The organism is Streptomyces sp. NPDC025638, assembly GCF_055558775.1.
Window position 1 is genome coordinate 13301 of sequence record NZ_JBVHLX010000009.1, and the last position, 14858, is coordinate 28158.

Sequence of the window (14858 nt, forward strand, 5' to 3'; positions counted from 1 at the left end):
ATGTCGGCGCGAGCAGCCCCGCCCACAGTCCGGCCAGCAGCGCCACCACCCCGAGGGCCTTGCGCCAATCATCGACGTCTCCCTTCGCGGGTGGTCAGCCAGCACCACCGCCGCCCTATTTTTAAACAAGTGGTATTGTAAAAACAAGTTGGAGCTGTGTCAGCCCAGGAGGAGCCGACGATGACTGGACCCGACATCCCCGTCCAGCGCGACGCGAACTCCGTGACCGGCGGCGCCGCAAGCCCAGGGGGGAGCAGGAGCACGGACACGGAGATGGCGGCGGTGGTCGATCTGCTGGTGCGCGCCCTGCGCGCTCTCGGCGGCACCGGACATACCGAACTGGCCGGCCGGATCGCCGGCCGAGCCCGGGCGGTGCTGCACGCCGACCATCCACGGGCCGCCGACCGGATCAGCGGCCTGCTCCACTACCTCGCCCGCCTGCCGGCCGGCGAAACCCCCTCCACCCCCACCTCATCAAGCAAGGAGAGGACCATGACCACAGCCGGCACCGAACTGGACGTCCGCCAGGAGATCCCCGCGCGCAGGCACGAACTCATCTTCGCCACCTACGGCGCGCTCGCCGCCGGCGAGCACTTCGTCCTCGTCAACGACCACGACCCGAAGCCGCTGTACTACCAGCTCGCCGCCGAGCACACCGACCAGTTCACCTGGGAGTACCTGGAGCAGGGGCCGGAGGTGTGGAGGGTCCGCATCGGAAGAGTCGCCGGCTGACCGACAGTCGGCAGGGTCATCCGCCGGCTCGGGGGCTCAGGCCGCCTCGGGCACGGCGGCGCCCGCCCTGCGTGGACGGCCCGGCTGATGCCGGTCCTCACCGTGCCGCTCGGCCCAGCCCCAATTTAACCGAACCAATTAGTAGAAACCAAGGTGGATGGGGTCCTTACGGTGTGTCGGTCCCCTCGGTGGGATGGGGCCAGTGCGCGAGGCCGCCGGACAAGGGAACCGACTGGGTCGCCTCCTGCGATGACGGGCAGATCTCGTAGCTCTTGCGCATGCCGCTGAGGTCGAAGATCCTCAGCATCCGGCCGGAGAGGGACGCGATACGCAGCGAGCCTTCGTGTTCACGGATGCGTTTCGTGATCGCCACGATCACGCCCAGCCCCATCGAGTCCATGAAGGTGACGAAGCCCAGGTCCAGGACGAAGTGGCCGTGTCCCTCGTCGACAAGCTTGATCACCGCTTCGCGGATCATGGGGGCGGTGTGGGCATCCACCTCACCGTCGACCTCGACAACGGTCCACCCATTGACCACGTCATAGCTCACCATCATGCTCTCGTGCCGGATGATGTTCGTTCGCATGGCCATCTCTCTTCACGGGCCGGGCACCTGACCCCTGCCGCCCCCTCAGGCGGGGATCAGCTGGTCGAGTGGCACGTCGGGGTCGGCGAGCGCGGCGGGCTCGACCGTGCTGCCGGACCGGACGATGCGCTGGATGGCGTCATTGACATCCCAGATGTTGACGTTCATCCCGGCCAGCACACGCCCGTTGGCGAGCCAGAAGGCAATGAACTCCCGGCTCTCCAGGTCGCCGCGGATGACCACGTCGTCGTAGCTGCCTGGTTCGGCATGGCCCGCGTACTCCATGCCGAGGTCGTACTGGTCGGTGAAGAAGTACGGCACCCGGTCGTAGGAGGCGTGCTCGCCCAGCATCGAGCGTGCGGCCACCTGGGGCTGGTGGAGGGCATTGGCCCAGTGCTCCACGCGGATGTGCTTGCCCAGCAGTGGATGGAACGCGCTGGCCACGTCGCCGGCCGCGTAGATGTCCGGTTGGGAGGTGCACAGGGCTGCGTCCACGACGATGCCGATGTCCACCTGGAGCCCGGCGTCGGCGGCCAGGGCGGTGTTTGCGGCGGCCCCGATGCCGACCACCACCGCGTCGGCCTCGATGACCGAGCCGTCCGCAAGCCTCACCCCGGCCGCCTTCCCGCCCCCTCCGTCGAGAATCTCGCTGACGTGTGCCGACACCCGCACATCCACACCGTGCTCTCGGTGCAGGTCGGCGAAGACCTGCGCGATCTGCGGGCCCAGCACCCGACCCAGCGGCAGCTCACCCCTTTCCAGGACGGTCGACTCAACGCCTGCCTCGCGGGCCGCGGCAGCCGCTTCCAGGCCGATCCAGCCCCCGCCCACGAACGCGATGCGGGACGCGTGCTGAAAGGTGTCCTTGATACGTTCGCTGTCCTGCATGCTGCGCAGGTAGAGCACGCCGTCCAGGTCGGCGCCGGGGACTTGAAGGCGGCGCGGGCTCGCGCCGGTGGCCAGCAGCAGCTTGTCGTAGCCGACCGTCTCCCCGGTGGAGACGGTGACCGTCTTGCCGCTGGGGTCGAGGGCAGTGGCCGTGATGCCCAGCCGCAGGTCGATCGTGTTGTCGGTGTACCACTGCGATGGGTGCACGAAGATCGTCTCGCGGTCCTGCTTGCCCATCAGGTAACCCTTGGACAGAGGCGGCCGCTCGTACGGCGCCTCCTGTTCCTCTCCCAGGAGCACGATCCGGCCGTCGAAGCCGCCCGCGCGCAGTGCCTCGGCGGCCTTGGCTCCGGCCAGGCTCGCCCCGACGATGAGATACGTGGGTTGTGCCATCGCGCCTGCCTACCTCTCCGTGCGCTCGCTGACCGGCTCGTTCAGGGCGGCCGTGAGTTTCCCGGCCAGCTCTTCCCAGCTCTTGTCGAACTTCGCCACGCCCTCTTCCTCCAGCACCCGCACGACGTCGGCGTAGTCGACACCGACACCGGCGAGTTCGTCGAGCACGGTGTGTGCCTCGCCGTATGTGTCGCCGATGCTGCGTGCCGGGACGGTGCCGTGGTCGGCGACGGCGTTCAGCGTCGCCTCCGGCATGGTGTTGACCACGTCCGGGGCGATCAGGTCCGTCACGTACCGCGTGTCGTCGTAGGTCGGGTCCTTCACGCTCGTGGACGCCCACAGCAGTCGCTGCCTCCGGGCACCTGCCCCCTCCAGTCGCAGCCACCGCTCGGAGGTGAAGAACCGCTCGTAGTGTTCGTAGGCGATCCTGGCGTTGGCGATCGCGGCCCGGCCGCGCAGTGCGGCGGCCTTCTCACCGCTCACCTGGTCCAGCCTGTGGTCGATCTCGGTGTCCACCCGGGAGACGAAGAAGGAGGCCACGGACGCGATGCCGGCCAGGTCGCGTCCGGCGTCCCGGGCGCCCTCCATTCCGGTCAGGAACGCCTCCACCACCTGGTCGTAGCGGTCGAGTGAGAACAGCAGGGTGACGTTGATGCTGATGCCCTCGGCCAGGCAGGCGCTGATCGCTTTCAGGCCCTGCCGGGCGGCGGGGATCTTCACGAACAGGTTCGGCCGGTCCACCAGCCACCACAGCGCCCGCGCTTCGGCGACCGTGCGCGCCGTGTCGTGCGCCAGCCGTGGGTCCACTTCGATCGACACCCGCCCGTCCACACCACCGGATGCCTCGTGCACGGTCCGCAGCACGTCGCACGCCCAGCGGACGTCGAAGGTGGTGAGTGCCCGCAGCGCCTCCTCCATGCCGACACGGCGCAGTGCGAGGTCGGTGATCTGGTCGTCGTAGGAGTCGCTGCCCTCGATGGCGTGCGCGAAGATCGTCGGGTTGGTCGTCACCCCGACGACATGCCGGTCGCGCACGAGCCGGGAGAGGCTGCCGTCCACCAGTCGTCGGCGGCTCAGATCGTCCAGCCAGATCGACACCCCGGCCTCGCAGAGCCGGGCAAGAGCATCGCTCATGATGTCCTCCCAGGGAGCGCATGACCCTGAGCAGGGGGTTCCGGCTCAGATCCATGGTCAGCGATCAAGCGGCCCACCGCATGCCGGGGGGGCACGTCGGCTCCGGCCCGGTCCCTCATCCACCGGTGCGGGTGGCCACCAGCGGAGCGGGTCAAACCTCGCCGAATCCGCCCAGTACAACGCGGCAGGGACAGGCACCCACCCGTCGAGCAGGACCGACAAGGGGTTCGGCCCGGTCGCGGGGTACGGCCCAGGAAAGGGCCTTTCGGCCCCAGGCGTGGCCCGGGCGGGCGAACCTACGGTGGCGTCACCTACGGAACCGTAGGTTTGGACGACGTGACCGAAAGTTGGAAGCCCTGTGCGCACCACCCGCCCGATGCGATCCGATGCCGAGCTGCTGAAGGACCTGGAGGAGGTGGTCGAGCGGGAGCTCAACCGCCATCTGCGGGTCTTCCGGGAGTGGATGCCGCATGAGTACGTTCCCTGGAGCCGGGGCCGGGACTTCGACGGGCCACTGGACGGGCAGCCGTGGTCGCCGGAGCAGTCGCCGCTGACCGAGGTGGGCCGGGTGTCGCTCGTGTCAACCTGCTGACGGAGGACAACCTGCCCAGCTACCACCACGAGATCGCCACCCTGTTCGGCCGGGACGGCGCGTGGGGCACCTGGGTGCACCGGTGGACGGCCGAGGAGGCCCGCCACTCCATGGTGCTGCGCGACTATCTGCTCGCCTCGCGCGCGGTGGACCCGGTGGCGCTGGAACGTGCGCGGATGACCCACATGTGCGGCGGGTTCGTCTCCGACAACCGCCACTCCCCGCTGCACACGGTGGCCTACGTCGCCTTCCAGGAACTGGCCACCCGGATCTCCCACCGCAACACCGGCCGGTCCTCCGGCGACCCGGTCTGCGACCGGATGCTGGCGCAGGTCGCCAACGACGAGAACCTGCACATGGTCTTCTACCGCAACCTGCTCGGCGCCGCCCTCGAACTGGCCCCGGACCAGGCCATGCAGGCGATCAACGAGGTGGTGTGCGGCTTCCACATGCCCGGCCACGGCATGCCCGGCTTCGAGCGCGCCGCGGTCGAGATCGCGCTCGGCGGCGTCTACAACCTCCGCGTCCATCACGACGACGTACTGCTGCCGGTGCTGCGCCACCTGAAGGTGATGGAGCGCGGCGGCCTGGGCCCCGACGGACTCAAGGCACAGGAGGAACTCGGAGTCCATCTGGCCGAGTTGGACGCCCAGGCCACCCGGTTCGACGAACGGCGGGCGGCCGTCCTCGCCCGCCGCGCCGCGAAGAAGGGCTGAACCGACCGCGATGTCGAGGCCACGGTCGTCGCGGTTCCGTCGGGCAGCAGGTGGGCGGGCCGGCACCGCGCGCAGTGCGGCGGACCCGCACGTTCGGCAAAGGCGGGCGAGGGTGCGGCCGCCCCCGCATGCGAGGCGCCGAAGCGGCCCGTGGTGCGTACCGAATGCGTCGGTCAGTCTCCATCCCGGACGGGGGAACGAGGAGCCGCAGAGGCCGACGCATCCGGCCGCTGAGTCAGCCAACCACCAAGCACGGCGGGGCGTACAGGGGCCGTTCGGCCCTGTACGCCAGGGCCGGACGGCGGCTGCACCGTGATGCGATAGTTGCGTGTTTCCCGGCCTCCGCCGTACCGCCGTGGTCGCGCTGCCACGGGTGGGTGAGCGGTGGGTGTGCCCGTACCCGCCCCGTGAAGAGGAGCCGCCAGATGCCCCGTCTCGCGTTCTACGCCGCCGTCGTCTCCGTACTGTCCGCGACCGCCGCCGCACTGTCCTTTGCCCGGGGCGCGTGGGCAGTGGCCATCGTCTGGATCCTGCTGACCGGGCTCACCTCCAACATGGCCTGGTACTGGCACCGGCGTCCGGCCAGGGGCAGGATTCTCCGCGCGGCAGGTCCGGGCGGACTGCGGGCTTGCGATGAACCGGGCCTCGTGCCCGATGCGGCACTTGCGGGGTGCACGGGCGCCGGGGCGTGCGGTGTCTGCGTGAAGAGGATCTGCTGACGGTCCGCCGGTGCCTCCCCCGCTCCGGGGCACCGCGCGGACCGACCCATCATGACCCCGCTTCGGTGAGCCGGTTCAGCGCATCAGCAGCAGCGAAGCGACGGAAACAGTGGCCGCTTGCAGGGCCAGGGCGGTAGCGAAGCCCCGGCGTCTGAGGCAGTCATAGCGATGCTGGTACTCCTGGCGGAGCTGCAGTGCGCGTTGAGCCGTGCGGGTGATGGCTGCCCGGGAAAGGTCGAGCTGGCGACGGGTGAAGAGGTCGACCACGACTTCCCTCTGCGCGGTTGTCAGCCAATCCAGTTCATCAGCAAAGGATTCTGCTTCCGTGCGGGCTCGCTCGACCTCGCCCTGCCACAGCAGGTAACCCTCCACCCTCGCGATGCCGGCCTGGACCGCATCGTCGTCCGCCGCCATCTCGGCGCTCACGGCAGGTCCCTCACCTCTGTGGTCCCGCCGGGACCCTTGTACCACTCCGCCTCCTGCATCGCGATGTTGGGGTGGTGCAGGTCGAACGCCGGGGATTCACTGCGGATCCGCGGCATGGTGACGAAGTTGTGCCGCGGCGGCGGGCAGGACGTCGCCCACTCGAGGGAACGGCCGTAGCCCCAGGGGTCGTCGACGCCAACCGGCTTGCCGTACTTGGACGTCTTCCAGACGTTGTAGAAGAACGGCAGGAGCGACAGGCCGAGCAGGAACGAGCTGATCGACGAGATCGTGTTCAGGGCGGTGAACCCGTCCGACGCCAGGTAGTCGGCGTAGCGGCGCGGCATGCCCTCGACACCCAGCCAGTGCTGGACCAGGAAGGTGCCGTGGAAGCCGACGAACAGCGTCCAGAAGGTCATCTTGCCGAGCCGCTCGTCCAGCATCTTGCCGGTGAACTTCGGCCACCAGAAGTGGAATCCCGCGAACATCGCGAAGACCACCGTGCCGAAGATCACGTAGTGGAAGTGCGCCACCACGAAGTACGAGTCCGAGACGTGGAAGTCCATCGGCGGTGAGGCCAGGATGACACCGGTCAGCCCACCGAAGAGGAAAGTGACCAGGAAGCCGGTCGTCCAGAGCATGGGCGTTTCGAAGGACAGGCTTCCCTTCCACATCGTGCCGATCCAGTTGAAGAACTTCACACCGGTCGGTACCGCGATCAGGAAGGTCATGAAGGAGAAGAACGGGAGCAGCACACCGCCGGTGACGTACATGTGGTGGGCCCACACGGTCGCGGACAGACCGGCGATGGCAATGGTCGCGGCGATCAGGCCCATGTAGCCGAACATCGGCTTGCGGGAGAAGACCGGGATGATCTCAGAAATGATGCCGAAGAACGGCAGCGCGATGATGTACACCTCTGGATGGCCGAAGAACCAGAAGAGGTGCTGCCACAACAGGGCGCCTCCGTTGGCCGGGTCGAAGATGTGCGATCCGAACTTCCGGTCGCATTCGAGGGCGAAGAGAGCGGCCGCGAGGACCGGGAAGACCAGCAGGACCAGCACTGCCGTCAGCAGCACATTCCAGCAGAAGATCGGCATGCGGAACATGGTCAGACCCGGGGCGCGCATGCAGATGATCGTGGTGATGAAGTTGACGGAGCCGAGGATGGTGCCGAAGCCGGAGAACGCCAGTCCCATGATGCCCATGTCGGCGCCGATGCCCGGCGAGTGGATCGCGTCCGACAGGGGTGCGTACATGAACCAGCCGAAGTCGGGGGCACCCTGCGGGGTGAGGAAGCTGGCGGCCGCGATGAGCGACCCGAGGAGGTACATCCAGTAGGCGAACATGTTCAGCCGCGGGAACGCCACGTCGGGTGCACCGATCTGCAGCGGCATGATCCAGTTCGTGAAGCCGGCGAACAGCGGCGTCGCGAACATCAGCAGCATGATCAGGCCGTGCATCGTGAAAGCCTGGTTGAACTGCTCGTTCGAAAGGATCTGCAGGCCCGGACGAGCCAGCTCGGCACGCATGAACAACGCCAGGACGCCGCCGACGCAGAAGAACGCGAACGACGTGATCAGATACAGCGTTCCGATCGTCTTGTGGTCCGTGGTGGTCAACCACTTCACGGCCACGCTGCCCGGCTGGCTGCGCCGTAGCGGCAATTCGTTCTCGTACACCTCCTCCGCTGTTGCAGCGGCGGCGCCCTGAGATCCGTTGGAGATACTCACAGTCTGTTCGTCTCCGAGTTTCCGAAAAGCAGTGACCGACAACGCAGCCGAGAGAGCGGCGTCGTTCCGGCGCGACGGTACTGACACTCGCGCCGGTATCAATCAGGCTCGCTGCCCTTCGCCATCAGCCACCACTGGAACTCATCCTTTCGGCGCACGTGGCATCGCGTACCGGCGGGGTGATGAGGCGATACCGACCACGAGGCGTCGGTGCCGTTCGCGTCGACGGGGGACGGTTGGCCCATACCGTCGGCGCGGGGCGCTGACGCAGCCTGGGAGAGTCGGCGCAGTGGACACCCTCAACCGAGAGGCGGGCGGCGCGTATGAACGCCCAGACCAGGGGCGATGCCGAGGAGACGCGGGTGCTGGTCGTGGAGGACGACCGCGGCATCGCGGAGTCCTTGGTGCGCGGTCTGCGGCAGGCCGGATACGGAGCCGAGGGCGTCCGGACCGGGCGGGCAGCGCTGTCGGCACCCACCCCCGACGTCGTCCTGCTGGATCTGGGGCTGCCGGACATCGACGGCGTCGAGGTGTGCCGGCGTCTGCGGGCCCGGTCGGACGCCGCGATCATCGCGGTGACCGCGCGGGGTGAGGAGGCGGATCGGGTGGTGGCCCTGGACGAGGGCGCCGACGACTACTTGGTCAAGCCGTTCGGGCTGGCCGAGCTGCTGGCGCGGATCCGGGCCGTGCTGCGCCGTCGGCGCCCGGCGGAGCCGGAGACCCTGCGGCACGGGCCGCTCGCGCTGGACCTGCGCACCCGGCAGGTCTCGGTCGGCGGACGCGTGGTGGCGCTGACGCCGAAGGAGTTCAGCATTCTGGAGTGTCTGGCCGCGGACCCGGGACGGGTGGTGACCCGGCAGCAGATCCTGGAGCGGGCGTGGGACGCCCACTGGTACGGGCCGACGAAGGTGCTGGACGTGCATGTGGCGGCGCTGCGCCGCAAGCTCGGCGTGCCGGGGCTGATCGAGACGGTCTACGGGCAGGGGTTCCGGCTCGGGGCGGCCGAGGAGTCGCGGGAGCTGTCGTGACTCGTCGGATCACCTGGACGCTGCTGGTTCTGACGTCCGTGCTGCTCGTGCTGGCGGTCGTACCGCTGGCGGTGTCGATGACGGCGCGTGAGCGCGTCGCCTACCGCGACAGCCAGCGGGCGGCCACGCGCGTGATCGCCGCGGCGGCCGAGGAGCACCTCTCCGACAACAAGCCGCCGACCATCATGCGTCAGGAGCTGGATGCCGCGGCCCGGGCGGGCGACTGCGCCGCGGTGTACGACGCTGCCGGGCGCGTGGTGGCCAGTACGCCCTGCGGGGCGGCCCAGGGCGAGGAAGCGGAGGAGCTGGTCGAGAAGGTGCTGGCCGGGCATGAACCGGAGCCGCCGGAGAACGAGGGACGGCTGCTGGCCGCGGAACCGGCCGGTGAGGTGCACAGGCCGGCCGGAGCGGTCGTTCTGGCCCGCTCCGCCGGCCCGCTGGACGCCCGGATCGCGGCGATCTGGGGCTGGTCCGCCGTGATCGGTGCCGCCGGGATGGCCGCGTCCGCTCTGCTGTCCGTGCGCCTGGCCCGTTGGGTCAGCCGTCCGTTGTCGACGCTGGATGCCAGCGCCCGGAGACTCGGTGAGGGCGTCCTCGACGAGCGGGCCGACGTGGGGCCCGGTCCGCCGGAGGTGCGCCGGCTGGCTGCCACCTTCAACACCATGGCGGCCCGCACGGAGGCTCTGGTGCACGGCCACCGGGCGGTGATCGCGGATGTTTCCCATCAGCTGCGCACCCCGCTGGCCGCGCTGCGGCTGCGGCTCGATGTGCTGGCCGCCGGTGCCGAGGGTGACACGGCTGTGGAGCTGGCCGCCGCGCAGGAGGAGATCGCACGGCTGTCCCGGATGGTCGACGGGCTGCTGGCGGTCGCGCGAGCCGAGCAGGCGACGCCGCGTCCGACCGCGGTGCGGGTCGGCGAGGTGGTGGCCGAGCGGGTGGCCGCCTGGTCACCCGTCGCCGAGGAACGAGGCGTCCGGCTGACCGCCGTTTCCGAGGCGCCGGCACCGACCGCCGCACTGGGCGCCGGTCATCTGGAGCAGATCCTGGACAACCTGATCGCCAACGCCGTGGATGCCGTGCCCGAGGGCGGCGGCATCATTGTCGACCGGCGCAGGACGGGGGACACGGCCCGGGTGATCGTGCGGGACGACGGTCCCGGGATGACGGACGAGGCGAAGGTTGTCGCCTTCCGCCGGTTCGGCAACCCCGAGGCCCGTGGCACGGGCCTGGGGCTGGCCATCGTGCACCGGCTGGTCACCGTCAACGGCGGTACGACACGGCTGGAGGACACACCCGGTGGCGGGCTGACCGTCGTACTGGAACTGCCCCTGTGGCCGGAGGGTGCGCAGGAGCCGAGCGGGGCGTCGAGATCTTTACCGGTTCTGAAGAAGACGTGAGCGAGTTCCTGGGAGTCGTGAGCACAGCCTGGAGGTGCACGCAGCCGATCCGGGCCGCCGCGATTCTCCAGGAGCGCTGCCATGGCACCCTCGCCCGACGACTTCCCCCCGACACCCGCCCCCGCCTTCGCCTCGCACGCGCGCGACCGCGGTCTGCGCCGCAGCCGCCGCACCACGCTGTGGATCGCGGTCACGGCCGCGGCCGGCGCGGCGGCCCTGGGCGGCTTCTACACACATCTGCTGCCGGGCGGTTCGGCCGCCCCCGCGCCGGCGAACGCACCGCTGCAGAACCCCGCGGCGTCGACTGCCGCCACGGCGGGGAAGGACGACGAGGGGCGCGAGGAGCCGAGCGGTCACGAGAACGACGAGGATGACGACGACGAGGGCGCGGCTCCGGTTACGCAGCCGGCTCCACAGCCCCCGGCCCAGCCGCCCGCCGCGACCCAGCAGCAACCGCAGACCACGACGGGGGCGTCATGACCACGCACACCCCGGCCCCCGCGCCCTGTCAGGTCGTCTTTCCGGCCCTCGGCACAACGGCCGCCCTGCTGGTCACCGACTCGGTCGCCCTGCCCGCCGCCGAAGCGGAGCTGCGCGCCGAGCTGGCCGTCGTCGACCGCATCTGCAGCCGCTTCCGGCCCGACTCCGAGCTCACGCGTGTGAATGTGAGCGCGGGTGTCCCGACGACGGTCAGCGAATACTTCGCCGAGGTCCTGCAGGCCGCGCTGCGTGCCGCCCGTCTCACCGACGGCGCCGTGGACCCGACCGTGGGCAGCGCGGTGATCGCGCTCGGCTACGACCGCACCTTTGCCTCCCTCTCGCCGGAGGACGCCCGCCCGGTGCCCGTGGCCCGACCGGCGCCCGGCTGGCGGCGGATCGCCTTCGACCCGCGTACCCGTCGGCTGCGCCTGCCCCCGGGCACCCGTCTCGACCTGGGCGCCACCGCCAAGGCCCTGGCCGCCGACCGTGCCGCCCGGCAGGCCGCCGCAGTGACCGGCTGCGGGGTCCTGGTCAGCCTCGGCGGCGACCTGGCGACAGCCGGGCCGGGGCCCGAGGGCGGCTGGCGGATCGCCCTCGCCGACGACCACGCCCGGCCCGCCCCGGAAGGCGGTGCCGCCGTGGCGGTGACCGGCGGGGCGCTGGCGACCTCGGGCATCCGGGTACGCGTCTGGCGGCGCGGCGGACGGGTCCTGCACCACATCGTCGACCCGGCCACGGGAGAGCCCGCCGTACCCGTGTGGCGCACGGTCACCGTCGCGGCCGCGACCTGCGTGGACGCCGATGCCGTCAGCACGGCGGCGATCGTGCTCGGCGACCGGGCCCTGGGCTGGCTACGCGGCACTGCCCTGCCTGCCCGGCTGACCGGCCTCGACGGCACTGTCGTACGCCTTGGCGGCTGGCCGCCCGACTCCCACGCTCCCGCCCCCGCGGGCTCCCTGGGCACGGCTCCCGGGGGCACGCGATGACGACACTGGCCCTGACCGGCAGCCCCCTGTGGTACGCCAGCCGCGCAGGCGGCACCCTCACCCTGATCCTGCTCACCGCCACCGTGGGGCTCGGCATCACCTCCGGCGGACGGACCGCGCCCCGCCGAATCGGCCGCTTCGAGGTCGGGCTGCTGCACCGCAACCTGTCCCTGCTCACCCTGGTGTTCCTCGCCGTCCACGTGGCGACCGCGGTCCTCGACCCGTTCGTGCACCTGAGCTGGGCGGTGTCCGTGGTGCCGTTCGGGGCGTCCTACCGGCCGCTGTGGCTCGGGCTGGGCACGGCTGCGCTCGACCTGCTGGTCGCGGTGCTGGTCACCAGCGCGCTGCGGCTGCGGCTGGGGGTGCGCCGCTGGAAGGCGGTGCACTGGCTGGCCTACGCCGCCTGGCCGCTCGCCCTCTTCCACAGCGTCGGGACCGGCACCGACACCCGGCTCCCCCTCCAGCTGTGGCTCTATGCCGCCTGCCTCACCTCGGTGGTCGGAGCCGTGTGGTGGCGACTGGCGAAGGCCGGTCCGGGGCGGGTCATCGGGCGCTCGGTGGCCGCTGTGGCCGCGACGGCCGTACCCGTGGTGCTGGCCGCGTTCCTCGCTGCGGGGCCGCTGCAGCCGGGCTGGGCCCAGCGTGCCGCCGCGGCAACGATCCTGCTCGGAGGCGGACAATGAACTCCTCGGCCGCGGCCCACCTCGCGCCCCAGCACCGCGCGCCCCAGCCGGACGACCCCGCCGCAGCGCGGCTGCTGTCAGGCTGGTGCGCCACCGGGGCGCCGGCCACCCTCGCCGATCACCTCCGACGCCACGGACCGGCGCCCGTCGCCACGGCTCGCGGCAGCCGTACGTCGATGTCCCTGGTGGAGGCCGTCGAGGCGGCCGGGCTCAGCGGGCGCGGCGGCGCTGGGTTCCCCACCGCGCGCAAGCTGCGGGCCGTGGCGGAACGCGGTGGCCGGACGGTGGTCGTCGTCAATGCCATGGAGAGCGAACCCGCCAGCCGCAAGGACCAGTTCCTGCTGGCCGTCGGGCCCCACCTCGTCCTCGACGGCGCCGTCCTGGCCGCGATCGCGGTCGGCGCCGACACCGTTCACGTCTGCCTGCCGCGCACCCGCACCGCCCAGTACCGGCAGCTGAGCGCGGCCCTGGACGAACGACGGCGCGCCCGTCTCGACCCGGTGCAGCTTCACGTGCACGGCCTTCCGCACGCCTACGTCTCCAGTGAGTCGACCTCGCTGGTGCGCTGGCTCAACGGGGGCCCTGCCCGCCCGCAGGGCAGTCCGCCACGCACCCACGAACGCGGCGTCGCCCGCCGTCCCACCCTCGTCCACAACGTCGAGACCCTCGCCCACCTCGCCCTCATAGCCCGCCACGGCCCCGGCTGGTTCCGGCAGGCGGGAACCCCGGACGAACCAGGCACCACACTCGTCACCGTCTCCGGTGCCGTCGCCGACGGGGGCGTCCTGGAGGTCGCGCTCGGCACCCCCCTCGCCGCGATCCTTGACCGCGCCGGCGGTCCCACGGAATCCCTGCGGGCGGTCCTGCTCGGGGGCTTCGCCGGCACCTGGCTCCCGGCGGAACACACGCACACCCCCCTCACCCGGCGCGACCTGGCACCGCTGGGCGCCGCACCCGGGGCGGGCGTGCTCGCCGTCCTTCCCCACTCGGCCTGCGGGCTGACCGAGACGGCTCGGATCCTCGCCTACCTGGCCGCCCACGGTGCCCGCCAGTGCGGCCCCTGCCGCCTAGGTCTGCCCGCCGTCGCCGAGGACTTCGCGGCGCTGGCCGCCGGACGGGCCGACCCCGACCTGCTGTCCCGGCTGTACCGGAGGACCGGTCTGCTGCCGGACCGTGGCGCCTGTCGCCACCCCGACGGCGCCGCCCGCCTCGCCGCCTCCGCCTTGCGCGCCTTCGCCGACGACGTCGACCGACACCTCACCCATGGCACCTGCCCCGCCGCCGGCCACCGGTCGCCCCTCATCCCCGTACCGCCCGCCATAGCTCCGGAGACCTGGCGATGACCCCGGCCAAGACCCTGCGCGTCGACCGCATCGCCTGCACCGGGCAGGGCATGTGCGGCGAACTGCTCCCCGAGCTGATCGATCTCGACGAATGGGGCTACCCCATCATCAAGGACCGGTCCGTCCCCGACGACCTGCGCAGCCACGCCCGCCGGGCCGCCGCGGCCTGCCCCCTGCTGGCCCTCCACCTCGACGCCGGTGCGAGCGGCCCCTTTTGCCGCCCCTCCCGAACCGGCACACGCTGAAAGCAGCAGGACCGCCCGCCGAGAACCCCAGGGGGTCAGCATGTTCGGCACTCCGCGCATCGTCAGCGATGTCATGACCCAAACGGTCGCCTCCGTCGGCCGGTCGGCCTCGTTCAAGGTGATCGTGGAGATGATGCAGGACTGGGGGGTCAGCGCGCTGCCCGTGCTCGAAGGCGAGGGACGGGTCGTCGGCGTGGTGTCCGAGGCCGACCTGCTGCCCACGGAGGAACTCCGCGACAGCCCCGAGGAGGGCTACGCACTGCTGCGCCGCCCCGCCGACGTGGCGAAGGCAGGTGCGCTCACCGCAGGCGACCTCATGTCCTCGCCCGCGATCACCGTCCGGGCGAGCGCCACCTTGGCCGAGGCCGCGCGGATCATGGCCCGCGAGAAGGTCAAGCGGCTGCCCGTGGTCGATGAATCCGGTCTGCTGGTGGGTGTGGTCAGCCGTGTCGACCTGCTCCAGGTCTTCCTGCGCGACGACCAGGACATCGCCGAGGAGATCCGGCGTGACATCGTGTCGCACCTCTTCCCGCTGACGTCATCGGCCCTGCGGGTGGACGTGGACGACGGAGTCGTCACACTGGCGGGCACGGTCCGCGACACCGCCCTGGTCCCCGTGGCCGCGCGTCTCGTGCGGGCGGTCGAGGGAGTGGTGGACGTGGAGTTCGACCTCACCCGGGGAGCCGATGTCCGGTAGACGGTGCGGGCCGGTGGGCCTGGGCCGCACGCCACCGCGCTCGACGTACGCGCCTCGGCCGGCGACGCCGTCCCGGTCTGCCG

At 71.0% G+C, this 14858-nt stretch carries 15 protein-coding genes and 1 pseudogene; 11 read left to right on the forward strand and 5 right to left on the reverse strand.

Annotated features, from left to right (window positions below; all coding sequences use genetic code 11):
- The first annotated feature begins 180 nt into the window (after positions 1-180).
- Positions 181-732: a DUF2249 domain-containing protein gene (locus ACZ4EG_RS23175; protein WP_467791896.1), complete on the forward strand. Its 552-nt coding sequence runs from the start codon at positions 181-183 to the stop codon at positions 730-732.
- Positions 733-898: 166 nt separating this feature from the next.
- Here the strand turns inward: ACZ4EG_RS23175 and ACZ4EG_RS23180 are convergent, their stop codons facing one another.
- The 3 genes from ACZ4EG_RS23180 to tal are packed head-to-tail and all read right to left on the reverse strand — an operon-like array spanning position 899 to position 3733.
- Positions 899-1318: an STAS domain-containing protein gene (locus ACZ4EG_RS23180; RefSeq protein WP_467791897.1), complete on the reverse strand. Its 420-nt coding sequence runs from the start codon at positions 1316-1318 to the stop codon at positions 899-901.
- A 45-nt stretch (positions 1319-1363) separates the two neighbouring features.
- The gene (locus ACZ4EG_RS23185; protein ID WP_467791898.1) at positions 1364-2599 is read right to left on the reverse strand and encodes an NAD(P)/FAD-dependent oxidoreductase; all 1236 of its coding nucleotides are present in this window, start codon (positions 2597-2599) and stop codon (positions 1364-1366) included.
- A gap of 9 nt (positions 2600-2608) precedes the next feature.
- Positions 2609-3733: a transaldolase gene (gene tal, locus ACZ4EG_RS23190; RefSeq protein WP_467791899.1), complete on the reverse strand. Its 1125-nt coding sequence runs from the start codon at positions 3731-3733 to the stop codon at positions 2609-2611.
- Positions 3734-4109: 376 nt separating this feature from the next.
- On the opposite strand from tal, the pseudogene ACZ4EG_RS23195 reads away from it, so the two are divergent.
- Together ACZ4EG_RS23195 and ACZ4EG_RS23200 are read left to right on the forward strand one after the other, a co-directional pair.
- Positions 4110-5041 (forward strand): annotated as a pseudogene (locus ACZ4EG_RS23195) (acyl-ACP desaturase).
- 425 nt (positions 5042-5466) lie between these two features.
- Positions 5467-5760, forward strand: coding sequence for a hypothetical protein (locus tag ACZ4EG_RS23200; RefSeq protein WP_390707800.1), 294 nt, complete (start codon positions 5467-5469; stop codon positions 5758-5760).
- A gap of 75 nt (positions 5761-5835) precedes the next feature.
- Here ACZ4EG_RS23200 and ACZ4EG_RS23205 read toward each other — a convergent pair whose 3' ends face one another.
- Both ACZ4EG_RS23205 and ctaD read right to left on the reverse strand, forming a co-directional pair.
- Positions 5836-6186 (reverse strand): hypothetical protein, encoded by a 351-nt coding sequence (locus ACZ4EG_RS23205; protein WP_363297652.1) that lies wholly within the window; start codon positions 6184-6186, stop codon positions 5836-5838.
- Entirely contained in the window at positions 6183-7916 is a 1734-nt protein-coding gene (ctaD, locus tag ACZ4EG_RS23210; RefSeq protein ID WP_467791900.1) for an aa3-type cytochrome oxidase subunit I, read from the reverse strand. Before ctaD ends, ACZ4EG_RS23205 begins: the two co-directional genes overlap by 4 nt.
- 323 nt (positions 7917-8239) lie before the next feature.
- Between ctaD and ACZ4EG_RS23215 the strand changes: the two genes are divergently transcribed.
- From ACZ4EG_RS23215 to ACZ4EG_RS23250, 8 genes are all read left to right on the forward strand, one after another.
- Entirely contained in the window at positions 8240-8944 is a 705-nt protein-coding gene (locus ACZ4EG_RS23215; RefSeq protein ID WP_467791901.1) for a response regulator transcription factor, read from the forward strand.
- Positions 8941-10341 carry a sensor histidine kinase gene (locus ACZ4EG_RS23220; RefSeq protein WP_467791902.1) on the forward strand — a complete coding sequence of 467 codons (1401 nt, stop codon included), beginning with the start codon at positions 8941-8943 and terminating at the stop codon, positions 10339-10341. The genes ACZ4EG_RS23215 and ACZ4EG_RS23220 overlap by 4 nt, the downstream gene beginning before the upstream one ends.
- 81 nt (positions 10342-10422) lie before the next feature.
- Positions 10423-10821, forward strand: coding sequence for a hypothetical protein (locus tag ACZ4EG_RS23225; RefSeq protein ID WP_467791903.1), 399 nt, complete (start codon positions 10423-10425; stop codon positions 10819-10821).
- Entirely contained in the window at positions 10818-11807 is a 990-nt protein-coding gene (locus tag ACZ4EG_RS23230) for an FAD:protein FMN transferase (RefSeq protein WP_467791904.1), read from the forward strand. Before ACZ4EG_RS23225 ends, ACZ4EG_RS23230 begins: the two co-directional genes overlap by 4 nt.
- Positions 11804-12490 (forward strand): ferric reductase-like transmembrane domain-containing protein, encoded by a 687-nt coding sequence (locus ACZ4EG_RS23235; RefSeq protein WP_467791905.1) that lies wholly within the window; start codon positions 11804-11806, stop codon positions 12488-12490. The genes ACZ4EG_RS23230 and ACZ4EG_RS23235 overlap by 4 nt, the downstream gene beginning before the upstream one ends.
- Positions 12487-13833 (forward strand): NADH-ubiquinone oxidoreductase-F iron-sulfur binding region domain-containing protein, encoded by a 1347-nt coding sequence (locus ACZ4EG_RS23240; protein ID WP_467791906.1) that lies wholly within the window; start codon positions 12487-12489, stop codon positions 13831-13833. Before ACZ4EG_RS23235 ends, ACZ4EG_RS23240 begins: the two co-directional genes overlap by 4 nt.
- Positions 13830-14078: a ferredoxin gene (locus ACZ4EG_RS23245; RefSeq protein ID WP_453549287.1), complete on the forward strand. Its 249-nt coding sequence runs from the start codon at positions 13830-13832 to the stop codon at positions 14076-14078. Before ACZ4EG_RS23240 ends, ACZ4EG_RS23245 begins: the two co-directional genes overlap by 4 nt.
- A 40-nt stretch (positions 14079-14118) precedes the next feature.
- Positions 14119-14775 carry a CBS domain-containing protein gene (locus ACZ4EG_RS23250; RefSeq protein ID WP_467791907.1) on the forward strand — a complete coding sequence of 219 codons (657 nt, stop codon included), beginning with the start codon at positions 14119-14121 and terminating at the stop codon, positions 14773-14775.
- Positions 14776-14858: the final 83 nt, after the last annotated feature.

Bases quoted from the DNA above. Each gene is read 5' to 3' on its own strand.
- ACZ4EG_RS23225 (WP_467791903.1), top strand. From the start codon at position 10,423: ATGGCACCCTCGCCCGACGACTTCCCCCCGACACCCGCCCCCGCCTTC.
- ACZ4EG_RS23245 (WP_453549287.1), top strand. From the start codon at position 13,830: ATGACCCCGGCCAAGACCCTGCGCGTCGACCGCATCGCCTGCACCGGG.
- ACZ4EG_RS23175 (WP_467791896.1), top strand. From the start codon at position 181: ATGACTGGACCCGACATCCCCGTCCAGCGCGACGCGAACTCCGTGACC.
- ACZ4EG_RS23230 (WP_467791904.1), top strand. From the start codon at position 10,818: ATGACCACGCACACCCCGGCCCCCGCGCCCTGTCAGGTCGTCTTTCCG.
- ACZ4EG_RS23180 (WP_467791897.1), bottom strand. From the start codon at position 1,318: ATGCGAACGAACATCATCCGGCACGAGAGCATGATGGTGAGCTATGAC.
- ACZ4EG_RS23240 (WP_467791906.1), top strand. From the start codon at position 12,487: ATGAACTCCTCGGCCGCGGCCCACCTCGCGCCCCAGCACCGCGCGCCC.
- ACZ4EG_RS23200 (WP_390707800.1), top strand. From the start codon at position 5,467: ATGCCCCGTCTCGCGTTCTACGCCGCCGTCGTCTCCGTACTGTCCGCG.
- ACZ4EG_RS23250 (WP_467791907.1), top strand. From the start codon at position 14,119: ATGTTCGGCACTCCGCGCATCGTCAGCGATGTCATGACCCAAACGGTC.
- ACZ4EG_RS23235 (WP_467791905.1), top strand. From the start codon at position 11,804: ATGACGACACTGGCCCTGACCGGCAGCCCCCTGTGGTACGCCAGCCGC.
- ACZ4EG_RS23215 (WP_467791901.1), top strand. From the start codon at position 8,240: ATGAACGCCCAGACCAGGGGCGATGCCGAGGAGACGCGGGTGCTGGTC.
- tal (WP_467791899.1), bottom strand. From the start codon at position 3,733: ATGAGCGATGCTCTTGCCCGGCTCTGCGAGGCCGGGGTGTCGATCTGG.
- ACZ4EG_RS23185 (WP_467791898.1), bottom strand. From the start codon at position 2,599: ATGGCACAACCCACGTATCTCATCGTCGGGGCGAGCCTGGCCGGAGCC.